The 16,371-nt window shown below is 51.5% G+C and carries 13 protein-coding genes; 7 read left to right on the top strand and 6 right to left on the bottom strand.

Going from position 1 to position 16,371, the window contains the following annotated elements:
- Positions 1 to 4 precede the first annotated feature (4 nt).
- The 3 genes from METH11B_RS0118165 to METH11B_RS0118155 all read left to right on the top strand — a co-directional run bounded on the left by METH11B_RS0118165 (position 5) and on the right by METH11B_RS0118155 (position 5,993).
- The gene (locus METH11B_RS0118165) at positions 5 to 3,655 is read left to right on the top strand and encodes a pyridine nucleotide-disulfide oxidoreductase (RefSeq protein ID WP_026603242.1); all 3,651 of its coding nucleotides are present in this window, start codon (positions 5 to 7) and stop codon (positions 3,653 to 3,655) included.
- Between the two features lie 384 nt (positions 3,656 to 4,039).
- On the top strand, positions 4,040 to 5,326 hold the full coding sequence (gene nhaD / locus METH11B_RS0118160; RefSeq protein WP_442919034.1) for a sodium:proton antiporter NhaD: 1,287 nt from the start codon (positions 4,040 to 4,042) through the stop codon (positions 5,324 to 5,326).
- Between the two features lie 457 nt (positions 5,327 to 5,783).
- Positions 5,784 to 5,993: a cold-shock protein gene (locus METH11B_RS0118155; RefSeq protein ID WP_020483452.1), complete on the top strand. Its 210-nt coding sequence runs from the start codon at positions 5,784 to 5,786 to the stop codon at positions 5,991 to 5,993.
- A 38-nt stretch (positions 5,994 to 6,031) separates the two neighbouring features.
- On the opposite strand, the gene rimO is transcribed toward METH11B_RS0118155, so the two are convergent.
- From rimO to METH11B_RS0118135, 4 genes are read right to left on the bottom strand one after another with little or no spacing between them, the layout of a single operon-like run.
- Positions 6,032 to 7,342, bottom strand: a complete 1,311-nt coding sequence (rimO, locus tag METH11B_RS0118150) for a 30S ribosomal protein S12 methylthiotransferase RimO (RefSeq protein ID WP_026603240.1) — start codon at positions 7,340 to 7,342, stop codon at positions 6,032 to 6,034.
- A gap of 21 nt (positions 7,343 to 7,363) precedes the next feature.
- Positions 7,364 to 7,696 (bottom strand): TusE/DsrC/DsvC family sulfur relay protein, encoded by a 333-nt coding sequence (locus METH11B_RS0118145; RefSeq protein ID WP_020483454.1) that lies wholly within the window; start codon positions 7,694 to 7,696, stop codon positions 7,364 to 7,366.
- A complete protein-coding gene (locus tag METH11B_RS0118140; RefSeq protein WP_026603239.1) occupies positions 7,687 to 7,980 on the bottom strand; it encodes a DsrH/TusB family sulfur relay protein in 294 nt (97 codons plus the stop codon). The genes METH11B_RS0118145 and METH11B_RS0118140 overlap by 10 nt, the downstream gene beginning before the upstream one ends.
- Entirely contained in the window at positions 7,980 to 8,300 is a 321-nt protein-coding gene (locus METH11B_RS0118135; RefSeq protein WP_020483456.1) for a DMT family transporter, read from the bottom strand. Before METH11B_RS0118135 ends, METH11B_RS0118140 begins: the two co-directional genes overlap by 1 nt.
- A 79-nt stretch (positions 8,301 to 8,379) precedes the next feature.
- Between METH11B_RS0118135 and METH11B_RS0118130 the strand changes: the two genes are divergently transcribed.
- From METH11B_RS0118130 to METH11B_RS26970, 3 genes are all read left to right on the top strand, one after another.
- Positions 8,380 to 9,129, top strand: coding sequence for a flagellar brake protein (locus tag METH11B_RS0118130; protein ID WP_020483457.1), 750 nt, complete (start codon positions 8,380 to 8,382; stop codon positions 9,127 to 9,129).
- A gap of 159 nt (positions 9,130 to 9,288) precedes the next feature.
- A complete protein-coding gene (gene mfd, locus METH11B_RS0118125) occupies positions 9,289 to 12,732 on the top strand; it encodes a transcription-repair coupling factor (protein WP_026603238.1) in 3,444 nt (1,147 codons plus the stop codon).
- Positions 12,733 to 12,849: 117 nt separating this feature from the next.
- Positions 12,850 to 13,524 (top strand): hypothetical protein, encoded by a 675-nt coding sequence (locus tag METH11B_RS26970; protein WP_026603237.1) that lies wholly within the window; start codon positions 12,850 to 12,852, stop codon positions 13,522 to 13,524.
- Between the two features lie 28 nt (positions 13,525 to 13,552).
- Here the strand turns inward: METH11B_RS26970 and METH11B_RS0118115 are convergent, their stop codons facing one another.
- Positions 13,553 to 14,509, bottom strand: coding sequence for a cupin (locus tag METH11B_RS0118115; protein WP_026603236.1), 957 nt, complete (start codon positions 14,507 to 14,509; stop codon positions 13,553 to 13,555).
- A 283-nt stretch (positions 14,510 to 14,792) separates the two neighbouring features.
- A complete protein-coding gene (locus METH11B_RS0118110) occupies positions 14,793 to 15,176 on the bottom strand; it encodes a hypothetical protein (protein WP_026603235.1) in 384 nt (127 codons plus the stop codon).
- Positions 15,177 to 15,715: 539 nt separating this feature from the next.
- Between METH11B_RS0118110 and METH11B_RS0118105 the strand changes: the two genes are divergently transcribed.
- Positions 15,716 to 16,294, top strand: coding sequence for a Uma2 family endonuclease (locus tag METH11B_RS0118105; protein WP_026603234.1), 579 nt, complete (start codon positions 15,716 to 15,718; stop codon positions 16,292 to 16,294).
- Positions 16,295 to 16,371: the final 77 nt, after the last annotated feature.

The raw sequence follows: 16,371 nt of genomic DNA, 5'->3' as shown, positions 1-16,371 counted from the left end.
CTTGATGACACAAAAGCTTAATACTCGCGACCTTACCCAACTCACCCTCGGCATCCCCGGCTTCGAATATAAAGATTTATACGATGCCAAACGTCTGTCTGATTTGTTGACAGTATTCGATCAGTCGGTACAGCAACACGATGCAGCCTTGTTTGCGGAAATTACCGCTTACCGCGCCTGCGGCGGCGAGGGCATGAAGCCGGAGGACATTTCCGAGTTATTGGTGAAGATGGCGCCGCTGGTCGGCACCTTTGTCGCGCGTTTGTTCAATGTCAACGATGTGCGCGAGCAACAAATCGGCAATATTCGTGGCGAATTCGACGCCGTATTTGTTTATCGCACCGAAATCGTAGGCACTTTGAGCAAGCTATTCAAAGGCCAAACTATCGAAGGTTGGGATATTGCCGCATTGCGGGTGCAACTAGATGGTTTGTTGACCGCCGCCGACAAACAGGATTTATTCCAGGCCGATCCGGAGTTGGCGATTAGCCAACTCGGTGCCGATTTATGGCGCTTGTCGCAACAGGCAGAAATTACCGATGCCGACGTTGCCGCGTTCAAAAACCAATTGACCGGCTACGACAGCCCTGCTGCGCTGGTAGCCGGTCTGCTTGACATCATCCGCCGCTGGAGCTTTGCCGCCCAACACGACCCAGAATTGCAAGCCTATGTAGCCAAATGGGTGAGCTTCAAAATCCCGGAAAAAACCAATCTGGACAATCTGGTTGACCACGAAACGGTGGCGCAAAACGGTTATGACGTCTGGGCCTGCGACGATCACCATCAGCGCCGCCGCGACGGCTTCGCGTTGACCGACAAACGCTTCAAGCAACGCCAGGTGCTCTATGAAGTAGATCATTGCATTTACTGCCACGACAGGGACAACGACTCCTGCTCGAAAGGCATCAAGAACAAAAAAGACGGCACGTTCAAAACGAATCATTTGAGCGCACTGATGACCGGCTGCCCGCTGGAAGAAAAAATCTCCGAGATGCATGTAGTCAAACGCCAGGGTGACAATATCGGCGCGCTGGCGATGATCATCATCGACAATCCGATGTGCCCCGGCACCGGCCACCGGATATGCAACGATTGCATGCGCGGTTGTATTTATCAAAAAACCGAGTCGGTGAATATTCCGCAAATCGAAACCAATGTGCTGACCGACGTGCTGTTCATGCCGTGGGGTTTTGAAATATACAGTCTGTTGACCCGCTGGAACCCGCTGAATATCAAACGCTCCACCACATTGCCTTACAACGGTAAAAATGTGCTGGTAGCGGGCATGGGCCCTGCCGGCTATACCTTGTCGCACTATCTGTTGAATGAAGGCTTTGGCGTGGTCGGTATCGATGCCTTGAAAATCGAGCCGCTACCCCTGCATTTGACCGGCGACCGCGACAATCTGCCAATGCCGATCATGGACTTTCAAGACCTTTACGAAGATCTGGATAAGCGTGTATTGCTGGGCTTTGGCGGCGTGGCCGAATACGGGATTACCGTGCGTTGGGATAAAAACTTTTTGAAAGTCATTTACCTGACTTTGCTGCGCCGCAACGCTTTCAAATGCTACGGCGGCGTGCGTTTCGGCGGCACCATCACCATTGACGAAGCCTGGGAAATGGGTTTCGACCACATAGCGATTGCCAGTGGCGCCGGCAAGCCGACGGTGATCGATCTGAAAAACAACATGACCCGTGGCATCCGCAAGGCCTCAGACTTTTTGATGGGCCTGCAATTGACCGGCGCGGCCAAAGAATCCTCGCTGGCTAATTTGCAGGTGCGTCTGCCGGCCGGCGTCATCGGCGGCGGCTTGACCGCCATCGATACCACCACCGAATTACTGGCTTACTATCCTGGTCAAGTCAGCAAAATTCTACATCGCTACGAAAAATTAGTGGCTAAATACGGCGAGGCCTCAGTACGTAGCCGCTATGATGCCGAAGAGCTAGAAATCCTCGAGGAGTTTTTGGCGCATGGCCGTGTGATCGAGCAAGAACGCGAACGTGCGGCTGCCGCCGGTGAAATGCCTAATTTCCTGCCTTTCCTGAAACAATGGGGCGGCGTAACGCTGTTCTACCGCAAAGGTATTAAGGATTCGCCAGCATACCGGCAGAACCACGAAGAAATTCACGAAGCACTCTCGGAAGGTATTTACCTGGCCGAAGGCATGAGCCCACTGGAAGCTGTCGAAGATCAATATGGCCATTTGCAAGCCGTACGTTTTGAGAGACTGACCGAACAAGACGGTAAATGGCGCAAAACGGATGAAGTGGAAGTGAAGCTACGCGGCCTGTTTATCGCCGCCGGCACAGCTCCCAACACGATCTACCAGTCCGAGCATCCCCGCACTTTCGCGATGGAAGGCAAATTTTACAAGCGCCACGAACCCGACTGGTTGGACGGCAATGCGCAACTGGCGCCGATGGCCGATGAAGCGCAAGTCAAAGTGGGCAAACCGGCACCGTTTACTTCCTATCACAGCAACGGCCGGTACATCACTTTTTATGGCGACAACCATCCGGTTTATGCCGGCAACGTGGTAAAAGCCATGGCCAGCGCGAAAGACGGTTATCCGTATATCGTTAAACTGTTTGCCAACGAGATTGCTGAATTGGATGCATCACAGCAACCGCAACGCGATGCCCGGTTACGCGACTTGCAGGACAGACTCGATGCGACTTTCCTGGCGCATGTCGTCGAAGTGAATCGCCTGACACCAACCATCATCGAAGTGGTCATCAAAGCACCCGCCGCCGCGAAACATTTTGAGCCCGGCCAGTTTTACCGGGTGCAAAATTACGAATCACTAGCCCCTGTAGTCGAAGGCACCACGCTAGCCGCCGAAGGCTTGGCCCTAACCGGCGCCTGGGTAGACAAGGAAAAAGGCTTGGTATCTTTGATTGCCCTGGAAATGGGCAGCTCCAGCCGCTTATGCGCAACCTGGAAAGTCGGCGATCCGCTGGTGTTGATGGGCGTAACAGGCGCCCCGACTGAAATCCCAACCGGCAAAACCGTTTTGCTACTGGGCGGCGGTTTGGGTAACGCGGTATTGTTCTCAATCGGTAAAGCCATGCGCAATGCTGGTAACAAGGTGCTGTATTTCGCCGGCTACCGTAACAGCGAAGACTTGTTCAAGGTTCCTGAAATCGAAGAGGCGTCCGACGTGATCGTTTGGGCTGTCGATGACCGGCCGGGCAACGACGCGATACCCGTCACACGACCTCAGGATAAAACCTTCGTCGGTAATATCGTCGAAGCGATGGTGTCCTATGCCACCGGAAAATTGGGGGAAACTAGCATACGTCTGCAAGACGTCGATCACCTGATCGTCATCGGCTCGGATCGGATGATGGCAGCGGTAAAAGCGGCACGCTTTGTCGCATTAAAACCGTACTTGAAGGAAGGCCACGAGGCGGTCGGCTCAATCAACTCGCCTATGCAATGCATGATGAAAGGCGTCTGCGCCCAATGCTTATGCAAACACGTGGATCCGGAAAGCGGCGAAGAGAGCTTTATGTACTCTTGTTACAACCAGGATCAGGCGCTGGACTATGTAGATTTCCCGAACCTGGCTGCCCGTCTGCGGCAAAACACGGTACAGGAAAAACTGTCCTCGCTCTGGCTGACGTATTTGCTGGAAGCCCAATCGTAACAAGATAGGCTGACTTTAAGCCTAACCCCGGTAGACTATAAAATACGGGCATTCGAAGCCGAATGCCCGTATTTAGAAATACTAAACTAGACTCGCTGTAATGTTACAAACTTTGTAGCATCGTGAAGGCCAGGCCCGTAGCTATGCGGGCAGGGCAAAAAGCAATCACGGTCGAGGAACTCACCCCCTACCGTGACTGTCCAGCACCCAGTTATTGAAAGGAGTTCACCCGTGTTTTCGCGCATCCTTCTACTCATTTTACTCGCCTGCTCACCACTACTAGCTTGGGCAGACGCAGAACAAGCAGCACAAGCGCTTAATCTGACTAAGCATTGGGTGGGTTATTTGGCTATCGGTATATTTGCCGTTGCCTATCTACTGGCAATGACCGAAGAGGTCACCGAATTAAACAAATCCAAACCCATGGTGTTAGCCGCAAGCTTGATCTGGGCCTTTATCGCCGGCATTTACGTGAATAATGGCATGAGCGAACAGGCCGGCCACGCATTCCGTGCTTGTCTGGAAGGCTACGCGGAATTGTTTTTGTTCATCATGGTGTCCATGGCTTATCTCAACGCCATGGAAGATCGCGGCGTTTTCGATAATCTGCGAGTTTGGTTGCTCAGTAAGGGTTTCAGCTACCGTAAGCTATTCTGGATTACCGGAGTCATGTCGTTTTTTATGTCCTCGGTTTGCAACAACCTGACCACTGCACTACTGATGGGCGCAGTGATCGCGGCAATGGGCAAGGATAATCGCAAATTCGTTACATTGGCTTGCATCAACGTAGTGGTCGCCACGAATGCCGGCGGTTCGTTCAGCCCCTTCGGCGATATCACCACGCTGCTGGTATGGCAAAGCGGGGTAGTACCCTTTAAAGATTTCTACTCACTGTTCATTCCCGCGGTGGTCAATTTCGCACTGCCGGCGATAATTATGCATTTCTGGATACCCAAGCAACAACCGGCGGCAGTGGGTAAAGCCCCAAAAATGAAACGCGGCGCAATAACGATGATCGTGCTGTTTTTACTGACGATTATTACCGCGGTCTGCTTCGAAAACATGTTGAAACTACCGCCTGCGGCCGGCATGCTGGCGGGCCTGACTTATCTAAAATTCTTAGGTTTTTATTTGCAAAAAACCGCCGATAAAGACAACGGCAAAATTAGCGATTTCGCCCACGTGTATAAGTTATTTAACGTTGCGGTTCCCGACGCGAGGCCAAGCCAAAAATTCGACGTATTTAAAAGCGTTGCCACGCTGGAATGGGACACCCTGCTGTTTTTTTACGGCGTGATGATCAGCGTCGGCGGCCTGAGTTTCATCGGTTATTTGACCATGGCCTCGGATGTGTTGTACGTCGGCATGGACCCGACCATCGCCAACATTGTGGTCGGCATCCTGTCGGCGTTTATTGATAACGGCACCATCATGTTCGCGGTACTCACCATGCATCCCGACATCTCGCAAGGCCAATGGCTGTTAGTGACATTAACCGCTGGCGTCGGCGGCAGTTTACTGGCAATCGGATCGGCGGCAGGCGTAGGCTTGATGGGCCAAATGAAAGGCGTTTACTCCTTTAGCGCGCACTTGAAATGGATGCCGGTCATTTTGATCGGTTTTTTCGGCAGCATTGCTACCCATTTTCTGATTAATGGCAGCTATTTTTGAAACGATAAGCTTTATTGGGCAGTCTTTTTCATGGCCTGCCCAATAGGTCAATTGCAAAATCCAGTATTTTTTTGCTTTTTTGCGACGATCAATTTCGCATTTGCAATAGCCCAAAGTCGGACTTAAGCAAAACGGCCCCCCCCAAAAGCCTGATAAAAAACCACTTCATTTCAATATCTTAGCCAGCCAATAGCCACCCGCAACCTGCGTTAGCCTGACATACGCACCCAACAAAGGCGGCTGAGAACCTATTGTCACAATCATTTAACACGCAAAATCTAGCTAGTTTTTGTGGATACCCGCCGATTGCGATGTATAATGGAGTCGATTTAGCTCGGTATCGTTGTCGCTTTTCAAGTCTGCAATCGGATCAACAAACATTGTTTTCCACTACCTGCTTTATTCACCAACCCTAGTTACAAACCAGCGAATAGCACTTTATTAGCAAGAGAGATTTATGTCAGTTCAAGTAGAAGGCAAAGTAAAATGGTTCAATGATGAAAAAGGCTTCGGCTTCATTGAGCAAGAAGGCGGCAAAGATGTATTCGTACATTTCAGCGCCATCAACGGCAACGGCCGCAAAACCTTGAAAGAAGGCCAAAAAGTCACGATGGAAGTGACCAACGGCCAAAAAGGTCCACAAGCGGAAAACGTAACACCGCTGTAAATTGAACTGAAAAAGCCGCCTAACCAGCGGCTTTTTCGTTAGATCAGTTTAGCCCACAAGTCGTACTCGTCGGCTTCCTCGATTTCCACATCGACGAAATCCCCGACTTGTAAATGGCTTGCGCCGTCGATAAAGACCTGACCGTCGATCTCGGGTGCGTCGCTGCGGCTGCGCGCGACTGCGCCCTCTTCGACCACTTCATCGACCAATACTGTCTCGACTCTGCCGACCCGACGTTGCAAGCGCTCGGCACTGATTGCCGACTGATGCTCCATAAAGCGCGCCAAGCGCTCTTGCTTGACCTCTTCCGGTACAGCATCCGGCAAATCGTTGGCTACCGCACCCTTCACCGGCGAATAAGCAAAACAACCTACCCTATCCATTTGCGCTTCGCTTAAGAATTGCAACAACTCTGCAAAATCTTGCTCGGTTTCACCGGGAAAACCGACGATAAACGTACTGCGAATAGTCAAATCCGGGCAAATCTTCCGCCAAGCGCGGATGCGCTCCAGATTATTTTCCGCTGCCGCCGGACGTTTCATCAGCTTTAAAATTCGGCTGTTGGCGTGCTGAAACGGAATATCCAGATACGGCAGAATTTTGCCTTCCACCATTAACGGCACCACGTCATCGACATGCGGATAGGGATAGACATAATGCATCCGCGCCCAGATACCCAGCTCACCCAATGCTTCGGCCAAATCGTAAAACCGGGTTTGCATTTCCCGACCCCGCCAGCGCCGGCTCTCATACTTCAAATCCAAACCGTAAGCACTGGTATCTTGCGAGACGATCAGCAATTCCTTAACACCGGCATCGGCCAGCCGCTCGGCTTCCTGCATCACATCGTCGATAGGCCGGCTCACCAAATCCCCGCGCATCGACGGGATAATGCAAAACGTGCATCTGTGATTGCAGCCTTCCGAAATTTTCAGATAAGCATAATGCTTGGGCGTTAGTTTGATACCTTGCGGCGGCACTATGTCGGTAAACGGATTATGCGCCGGCGGCAAGTATTCATGCACCGCAGACACCACTTCGTCAGTCGCGTGGGCGCCGGTGATTTTTAAAACCTGCGGATGCCGCGCCAAAATCTCATCCTGGCGCGCACCGAGACAACCGGTGACGATCACCTTACCATTTTCCGCCAAGGCCTCGCCGATGCTATCCAGCGACTCTTCAACCGCCGCATCGATAAAGCCGCAGGTATTCACAATCACCAAATCCGAATCCTTGTAGTTCGGCGAGACTTGATAGCCTTCGCTGCGCAGCCGGGTCAGAATCTGCTCGCTATCGACCAAGGCTTTGGGGCAACCTAAACTGATAAATCCAACGCGGGGGTTAGTCATGAAACTCTCTTGAAAACATTTTTATAAACAGGTGGGTGGCTTGGGCAAGCCGGCGATTTTACAGGCGTATTTCAGCGGCCCTTGCGGAAACAGTTTTTGCAGATAGCGGCTATTGCCCTTGTCTTCACCAAATTGTTTGCGGATAGCCGCCACAAACATCCGAGCATTGGGCAAGTGCTGGAATTTTTGATAGTAATCGCGAATGTACAACAGGATTTCCCAATGCGCATCGCTAATTTCAATAGATTCAAGCCGGGCCAACTCGTCCGCGACTTGTCGGTTCCATTGCCCGGCATCGCGCAGAAAACCATCGTCACTGGTTGGCAGCGCAACGCCATCAACTATCAACACCACGAATGAATCACCGGGTTCTGCACGGTCAGCTCGACCAAGCCCGCATAATCGACTGGTTCCACGCCTGACAACAAAAGTTGCGGCTCGACGCCATGAACCAATAACATCTCTTGCAATGCATAAACCCTACACAACTGACTCAACAATTGCCGCAACAACGCATTGCCACTATGCCCGGCCCGCGCGGCACACACCGCGCCATCCATCAAGACAACATCGTCACCACTGCCAATGCGCTCGATAACCGCCGCTTGCAACGGCAATTGCGACAACAAATGCAGCATTATTCCACATGCGTCAGCTTCAAACCGACGATGCCGACGATGATTAACAGGATAGACGCCAAGCGGAACCAGTCTGCCGACTCCTTAAACAGAAAAATCCCGATTATCGCGACACCCACTGCCCCCATGCCGGTCCACACCGCATAGGCCGTACCCAGGGGCAAGGTTCTGATCGCCAGCATTAACAGGTAAAAACTGCCCGCCCCCGACACGCCGGTTACTACGCTCGGCCATAGCTTGGTAAACCCGTCATTGTATTTAAGACTTATCGCAAACACGATTTCCGAGCAACCCGCGGCGAACAATAGCAACCAACCCATCAAAACTCCTTTCCTATGCACTATAATCTGCGGTATTTTACAGCAGTGCTCTCACCTATCCGCAATATTTAGTAATTTAATGGAAAAAGAATCCGACTATCTTGTTAGAAGCGCCAGACTGATTTTTGGCCACTTGAGCGATCTAATCAAAAAGAAATGCATTATCTCCGCGCATTTTGGCGAACATAACCAATCATTTTTGACCACCATCATCGATCTCGATCAAAAAGCCAATCTGATTACACTGGATGTTGCGCCGACAGAATTACTGAATAAGCAGCTGCTAGGTTCAGCGAAAGTGCTGTTCCGCACCGAATACGAAGGTATTAAAGTTTCATTCCGCGGCAAAGCCATCAAAAAGTCGCAAAGCGACGGCCACCCGGTTTTTGCGATGCCTATCCCGGACGCTATATTCTGGATGCAACGCCGCCAGTATTATCGGGTTAAAGTGCCGCTGTCACATAAAAACAGTACCTGCGAACTCAACCTTGCCACAGAAAATGAAGCGGGCGAAGTCGACACGCAAACCAAAGTGTTCAGCGTGGCCGACATCAGTATTTCCGGATTTTCGTTTTTGAATCCCGACACTAAAATTGCCGACTTTTTAGTGCCTGATACCGTCATAGACGAATGCGCCTTGTATTTGCACGATGGCAGCAGGGCCCACGTAGGCTTTGTGATTAAAAGCGTGACCAATGTTCGAGCCAACGCCACAACCTATCAACATCGCATAGGCTGCAAATTCACTCACATACCGCAGGTGTTCGAAAACAACCTCCAGCGTTACATGCAGGAAATCGAATTGCAGCAAAAAAATTTAAGCATTTAAATCCCAAACAGCTGAGCATAGGTTTTAGGCCGCGAATTTGCGGCAAATACTCACCAAAACAGCATTCCCAACGCCGGCCACTGGCAAAGTGCGGATGCTTAGTCCAAGCCTGACCTTACTGGTTATAATTGAGCGCTTCAAAAATCTGATTTCAAACTAATGTCCTTACCGCTAATACCCGCCGCGGCATTGCCGCAGCAACCCACCACGGTATTCTGGAGCGGCCTGAACGGTTGCGGCGACTCCCTGACGCTGGCCCAAACAATTACCCAGGAAAAACGCCTGCTGGTCATCGTCACGCCGGACACGCAAACCGCGTTGCGCCTGGAACACGAGCTGGCGTTCTTTTTAGACAACAGCCTGCCGATTCTGCATTTTCCGGATTGGGAAACCCTGCCGTACGACGTATTCTCGCCGTTGCCGGAGATTATCTCCGAGCGCTTGCGCACTTTAGCGCTGCTGCCCGACACCAAACGCGGCGCGTTGATCCTGTCAGTGGCAACGCTAATGCACCGGCTGGCGCCGCGCGAGCATATTCTGGCACACAGCTTTGCCATCGAAGTCGGCGGCACTTTAAGCCTGGAAGTCACCCGCGCCAAACTGGAAGCGGTGGGCTATCAATGCGTGTCGCAAGTCTATCAACACGGCGAATTCGCGGTGCGTGGCTCGATTTTGGATTTGTTTCCGATGGGCTCAAAGCAGCCTTATCGCATCGAATTGTTCGACGACGACGTGGAATCGATCCGCAGCTTCGACCCCGACACGCAAATGTCGCAAGACAAAATGCAAAAAGTCGAGTTGTTTCCGGCCCGCGAGTTTCCGTTTACCGACGAAGCCATCAAACGCTTCCGCCAAGCCTTCCGCGAGCAATTCCCGGAGGCCTCACCGAAGAACAATCTGTACCTCGACGTTTCCAAGCAAATCGCCCCGGCCGGCATCGAATATTACTTGCCGCTGTTCGTCGAACGCACCGAATCGTTGTTTGCCTATTTACCGAAATCCGCTTTGTTTGTGCTACCTGCCCAGTTTGCGGAAAACGCCCAGCGCTTTTACAGCGAAGCCGACGAACGCTATCAGCAACGCAAATACGATACCGACCGGCCCTTGTTGCCGCCGACGCGCCTATTTTTGTCAGCCGAGGAAATCCAGCAACACACCGATAGTTTCAGCCGCGTAGTGCTGGACAACCAAGCAGAAACCGCCCACTCCTTCGACTGCAAGTTGCTGCCGGATGTGGCTATCGACAGCCGTTTGAAAGAACCCGCCCAACGCCTGCGCCAATTCATCGAAGGCTTTGCCGGTAAAATCCTTTTCGTCGCCGAAACCGCCGGCCACCGCGAAGGCCTGATCGACAAACTAAAAAGCGTCAAACTCACTGCGAAACAAGTACAAAGCTGGCCGGAGTTTCTCCAAACCGATCATTCACCATGCATCGTCGTCGCGCCGATGGATCATGGGCTTTGGCTCGAGAATCAAAAACTAGCCATCATCACCGAAAGCCAGCTCAGCGGCGAAAAAGTCCAGCAACGCCGGCGCCGGCAAAAATCCGCGGCGCGGGCGCTGGAAAACATTTTCAACAACCTCGACGAGCTGAGCATCGGTTCGCCGGTGGTGCATCAGGAACATGGCGTCGGTCGTTACCTGGGTTTGCAGATCCTTAACGTCGGCGGTATCGACGCCGAGTTTTTGATGCTGGAATACGCCAATAACGACAAGATTTATGTGCCGGTATCGTCGCTGCACATGATCGGTCGTTACAGCGGCGTCAGCGCCGAAAACGCCCCGCTGCATCGTTTAGGCACCGACCAATGGAGCAAGGCCAAGAAAAAAGCCATGGAGCGCGCCCGCGACGTGGCCGCCGAATTGCTGGACATCCACGCCAAACGCGCGGCCCGCGAAGGTTTTGCTTTTAACATCGACAACAGCGACTACAACGCCTTTGCAGCCGCCTTCCCCTTCGAGGAAACCCCGGATCAGCTCAGCGCCATCGAAGCCATCCTGCAAGACATGGCCGCCACTCAACCGATGGATCGAGTGGTTTGCGGCGACGTCGGTTTCGGCAAAACCGAGGTGGCGATGCGCGCGGCCTTTGTGGCAGTGCAAAGCGGTAAACAAGTCGCGGTGCTGGTGCCGACCACCCTGCTGGCTCAGCAGCATTATCAAAATTTTCGCGACCGCTTCGCCGACTGGCCGGTGCGTATCGAAGTCACCTCGCGCTTCGTTACGCCTAAACAGCAAAAAGCCATCGCCGACGACTTGGCGGACGGCAAAGTTGATATTGTCATCGGTACGCACAAGCTGTTATCCAAGGAAATGCGGTACAAAGCCCTGGGCCTGGTGATCATCGACGAAGAACACCGTTTTGGCGTCACCCAAAAAGAGCATTTCAAAAAGCTGCGCCACGAACTGGATTTGCTGACGCTGACCGCGACGCCAATTCCGCGCACCTTGAACATGGCCATGGCCGGGCTGCGCGATATTTCCATCATCGCCACACCGCCACCAAATCGCCATGCCATTAAGACCTTCGTCACCGAATGGATAGACTCGCAAGTACAGGAAGCCTGCCAACGGGAAATCAAACGCGGTGGCCAGGTGTTTTTCCTGCACAACGACGTGAAAAGCATGGAAAAAATGATGCGCGAGCTGAGCGAACTGGTGCCGGAAGCGCGGATTCAGATCGCCCACGGCCAGATGGCCGAACGCGAGCTGGAGCAGATCATGCTGGATTTTTACCACCAGCGTTTCAATCTGCTGATTGCCAGCACGATCATCGAAAGCGGCATCGACATCCCCAGTGCCAACACCATCGTCATCAACCGCGCCGACAAGCTGGGTCTGGCTCAATTGCATCAGTTACGCGGCCGAGTCGGTCGTTCCCATCACCGCGCCTATGCTTACTGCATCGTGCCGCCCAAGTCGTTAATGACCAAGGACGCCATCAAACGTCTGGAAGCCTTCGAGACCTCCGGCGAACTGGGTGCCGGCTTCATGCTGTCTTCGCACGACATGGAAATCCGCGGCGCCGGGGAATTGCTGGGCGACGAGCAAAGCGGCCAGATTCAGGAAATCGGCTTTACCATGTACACCGAGTTGTTGGAGCGCGCGGTCAAAGCCTTGAAATCCGGCAAACAACCGGAACTGGACGCGCCGCTGGATACCGGCCCGGAAGTGGATTTGCAAATCGCCGCGTTGATTCCGGAAGACTACTTGCCGGACATCCACGCTCGTTTGGTGCTGTACAAACGCATTGCCAGCGCCGAAACCGAAGACGATTTGCGCAAATTAAAAATCGAAATGATCGACCGCTTCGGTTTATTGCCGGATCAAGTCAAAGCCTTGTTCGCGATCACCGAACTGAAACAACAAGCCGCGCATCTGGGCATCCGCAAAATTGAAGCCCACGCCACCGGCGGCCGCATCGTCTTTACCGCCACCCCGCAGATCGATACCGGCGAGTTGATCCTGATGATTCAAAGCCAATCGCAGGTGTATAAATTCGATGGCGCGGACAAATTACGCTTTACCCAAACCTTCAAGGATATGGAGGATAAGGTGGTGTTTTTGGAGAAGTTGTTGGCGAGGTTGGGGGCGAAAACGTAGCCAGTGGCTTAGCTATCCGGCTAAACTTGGGGGGGTGAACAGCATTTGAAATCCTCGAGTTAGGCACCCCTAAACGAGCTATGTAAGTTAAAGAAACTTTTTTGAATATCAAAAGAAATGGTCATTGATAACCTACCGGAAGACCTAAGGTCTTTTGCCCAGGAGGCCTTTGAATTCCGACAAACACTTTCACCAGAATCTGATCGGGGGTGCGCACTTATGGCAGCAGCATTTCTCGACAGCCGGCTAGAGCTACTTATTAGTAAGAAGCTAGTGGATGACAGAAAAATTGTTCAGCAATTTCTAGAATTCAACGGCGTGGCAGGAAGTTTCTCATCCCGAATAGATTTCTGCTATCTAACGGGACTACTAACTAAATCAGTATATAGCGATCTAAATCTAATTAGAAAAATACGCAATGAATTCGGACATCGAGTTGAACCTATTTCTTTCGAAACCCCAGAAATCCGATCTCGTTGTGAACAGCTTCAAAATAATAATACCCCGATAGATGCGTGGCCGAGACTTAAATTCACAAACACCTGTTTCGGAGTACTCTCTAGTATTGACGCTTCAATTATTCGAGTGAATTCCTTTAAAACACCGGTTGATCATCTCTGGACACGAGAGGAGAAAGAAAAATCATACTTAAATTTCTTGAATAAATTTAACGGTGTCTTGGATGGTATGAGCCCTGAATTGCTATGCTCAAAAGAGGGAAAGATGAAAATTTTTGGCGAGTTGATAGACAGTATGTACGATGAAACGAAAACCGGAACAGAAGATCATTAACGGAACAATCTCAATTGCCTAAATAGCCTCACCCCGAAACACTCCCATCCGGCAACACAAACTTAATATCCAAACTGCGCAAATAAGTCTGTAATCCGGCGTCTTGCAACGGAATCAAATGCGCCTCTTTATCCGACTCGTTGTAATGCGCGTGCCAGTAGCCCGGAGGGGTGATGAAGGCCGAATAGGGTTGCCAATCGACGCGGGTGGGATTGACGATCTGGCCGTTAGCCGAAATCTGCGGCCCGACCAGGGTGTAACAACCCGGCGCGCAATCCAGAATCAAATCCAAGGCTACCGATTGGTGCCGATGCGGCAATTGCACCGCGCCCTTGGGCAACACACCCAGCATCGCCCACAGCGTGTGAGTCACGGTCAAGGTTTGGTCCATGGCTTTGTTGGCCAGCAACACACTGATGCGGTTGCGATTCACCGCCTCCGCTGCTTTTTGCGCCGCAGCCAACTCGCGAAGAGAATCGGCTGCGGTATACAGCGTCGGTTTAAAGCACTGCGTTTCGGCTTTGACGCCCAGGTAAGTCAACAAGGGCTGGTCGTGCACCAGATAAAAAGCCGCATCGCTGTCGGCAAAATGCCGGGTGTCCTTACCTATCGGCAGCACCACAAAATCGCCGGTTTGCCACGGAATAGTCAGGTCATCGAATTCGGTGTGGCCGCTGCCGTACATCACGTAAAACAACAGCGAGGTGGCATTGAAATTAGTCGCCAGCGACTCGCCGGCCAGAATTCTGACAAAGTTCGCGCACAACGCCGGACTTGTGGCCGGGCCGGGACAATTTAATTGCGCGCTGACATCCAGCGGGATAACCCGAGTTTCGCCGCTTTGATGTAACTCGCTACCGAAATTGGCGAACGGCAGTTTGGAAATCGTTCCTGAACCGATTGGATCGGCGGCTTGGGTATATTCGAAATAGCGGCAATTTTCCTGCAACTGCTCAAGCGGGTTATGCGGTTGGGGTATGGTCATGGCGGCACCTCTTGAAGATTTAAGCAATCCAGACAAACAATGTGATGGCTTAAATTGTACGCGCAGTGTTTTGGAAAAGTTGGTTTCTTAAGTTAGATAGTCAGCCCGCAAACACATGGCCGATTTGTTTGGTGCAGCCCATTCGGCGGAACCGGTTTACCGTATTCCGCCGAATAAGATCTTCCCAACAGCCTTGCCTGTTTAGTTTGGCTTGATGGATTCTATGGATATTGATTTCTTGTCTGTATTTCGGCGTCTCGCCTGTCGGCAGCCGCCAGACAGACTAAACCTTTGAATTGATCAAAAAGTCGCACGTTTCGCCAGTGTTCAAGTTTTCCGAGTGATACGTTAGCAAATGCGTTCCTTTTGGTAGGGTTACACTAGCCAAAAAAATCGATGGCGCCGGCCGCTCATTGGTATCTGTGAAATCCAGAAGGAGAGTAGTTTGGTTATCGGTGATCGTGGTATGCCATATTCCGGGAACACTAACACTTCCGCCATTAAAGCCCAAATTACTGAACAGAGCCCCTTGCTTTTGAAAGACTGCCGCTGTCGGGGTACCTTGGCTGCAAACGACAGGCAACAACGTGACACTTTTTGCTGCGGCCGGCTCTATAAAAGCGGCAAGACTTGTAAACACTGTCGTGAGCAAAGCAGTTTTGTTCATTGTTCTCTCCAAAAATTGTTATTGTTATCGACCAGACCATAAAGTTATCTAATCAACTTAGCGGGAAGTACAACTTGATAGCGTTGCCTTTCCCGCGGGTTGATTCCAAAAAAGGGACGTATGGTTCATTTGGGGAGATAAAATTACACTTGCCGGCAAAATAAAGCGTTGAAAGATTTTTCATAAAGCGATTACCTATTTCGGGATGGTTACCTGATTGGGTAATCGAAGACACTGCTCCGTCATCAGCGGGTTTCGTTCGAAAGGATGAGCTATGTTCAATCGCAATCAGTTATTTGCTAGCTTTTTGGCGTATCGCCTATAGAAATCCATGCTGGGCTTGGAGGTTTAGCTGCGCAAATATCGGGTGTTTAAGACTGAGACACGTTGAGGTCTTATTTTTTGAAAAATCTTATATACAGCCCAAGCAAGCGCAGACGTTTTGCTTAGCAAAATTCCTAGCGAAATACTTGGCGCGAGGGTTCCACATTTACCCGGCAACCGTTAGAATCGTTTTATATATCCAAGACAAATCAGCGATGGCTCTGGCAGAAAAATTAAAACTAAGCGCGGAAGACTACCTGCAAGGCGAGGCCTCGGCGCAAATCAAACATGAATATCTCGACGGCGAGGTTTGGGCCATGGTCGGTGCCAGCGATGCGCATGTTTCAATCGCCGGGAATCTGTTCTTTCTACTTAAACAACATCTGAAAGACACTCCCTGCCGCACCTATATCTCCGACATGAAAGTCAATGTTACTAAAGCTAACGCGTTTTTCTACCCCGATGTGCTGGTGACCCGCGAAGCCAAAGACCGCGACAACCGCCTGTTCAAACAGCATCCGCTATTCATCGCCGAAGTATTGTCACCTTCCACCGAAGCGTTTGATCGCGGCGCCAAATTTGCCACCTACCGCCAACTCGACAGCCTGCAACATTACTGGCTGATCGACAGCCAAAGCCAGGCTATTGACTGTTTTCAGCGCACTGCGCAAGGCTGGTTGTTACATAGTTTTTCCAACATCGGCGACCGTCTGCCGCTAGCCGGCTTGAACATCACGCTGGATTTAAACGCGATTTATGAGGACGTGCTGTTGGACCTTGCCGATCAGGTATGATGTTCAGCTTTGTCATCGCCCAAGCGCCATTTCCGCTGTTGATCTGACCCCATTTCCTTTAACTTCCAAAGTACCAC

This window comes from Methylomonas sp. 11b (assembly GCF_000515215.1).
In the GTDB taxonomy this organism is placed as follows: domain Bacteria; phylum Pseudomonadota; class Gammaproteobacteria; order Methylococcales; family Methylomonadaceae; genus Methylomonas.
Note: the sequence above shows the minus strand (reverse complement) of the source record. Positions and strands in the feature narration are given on the sequence as shown.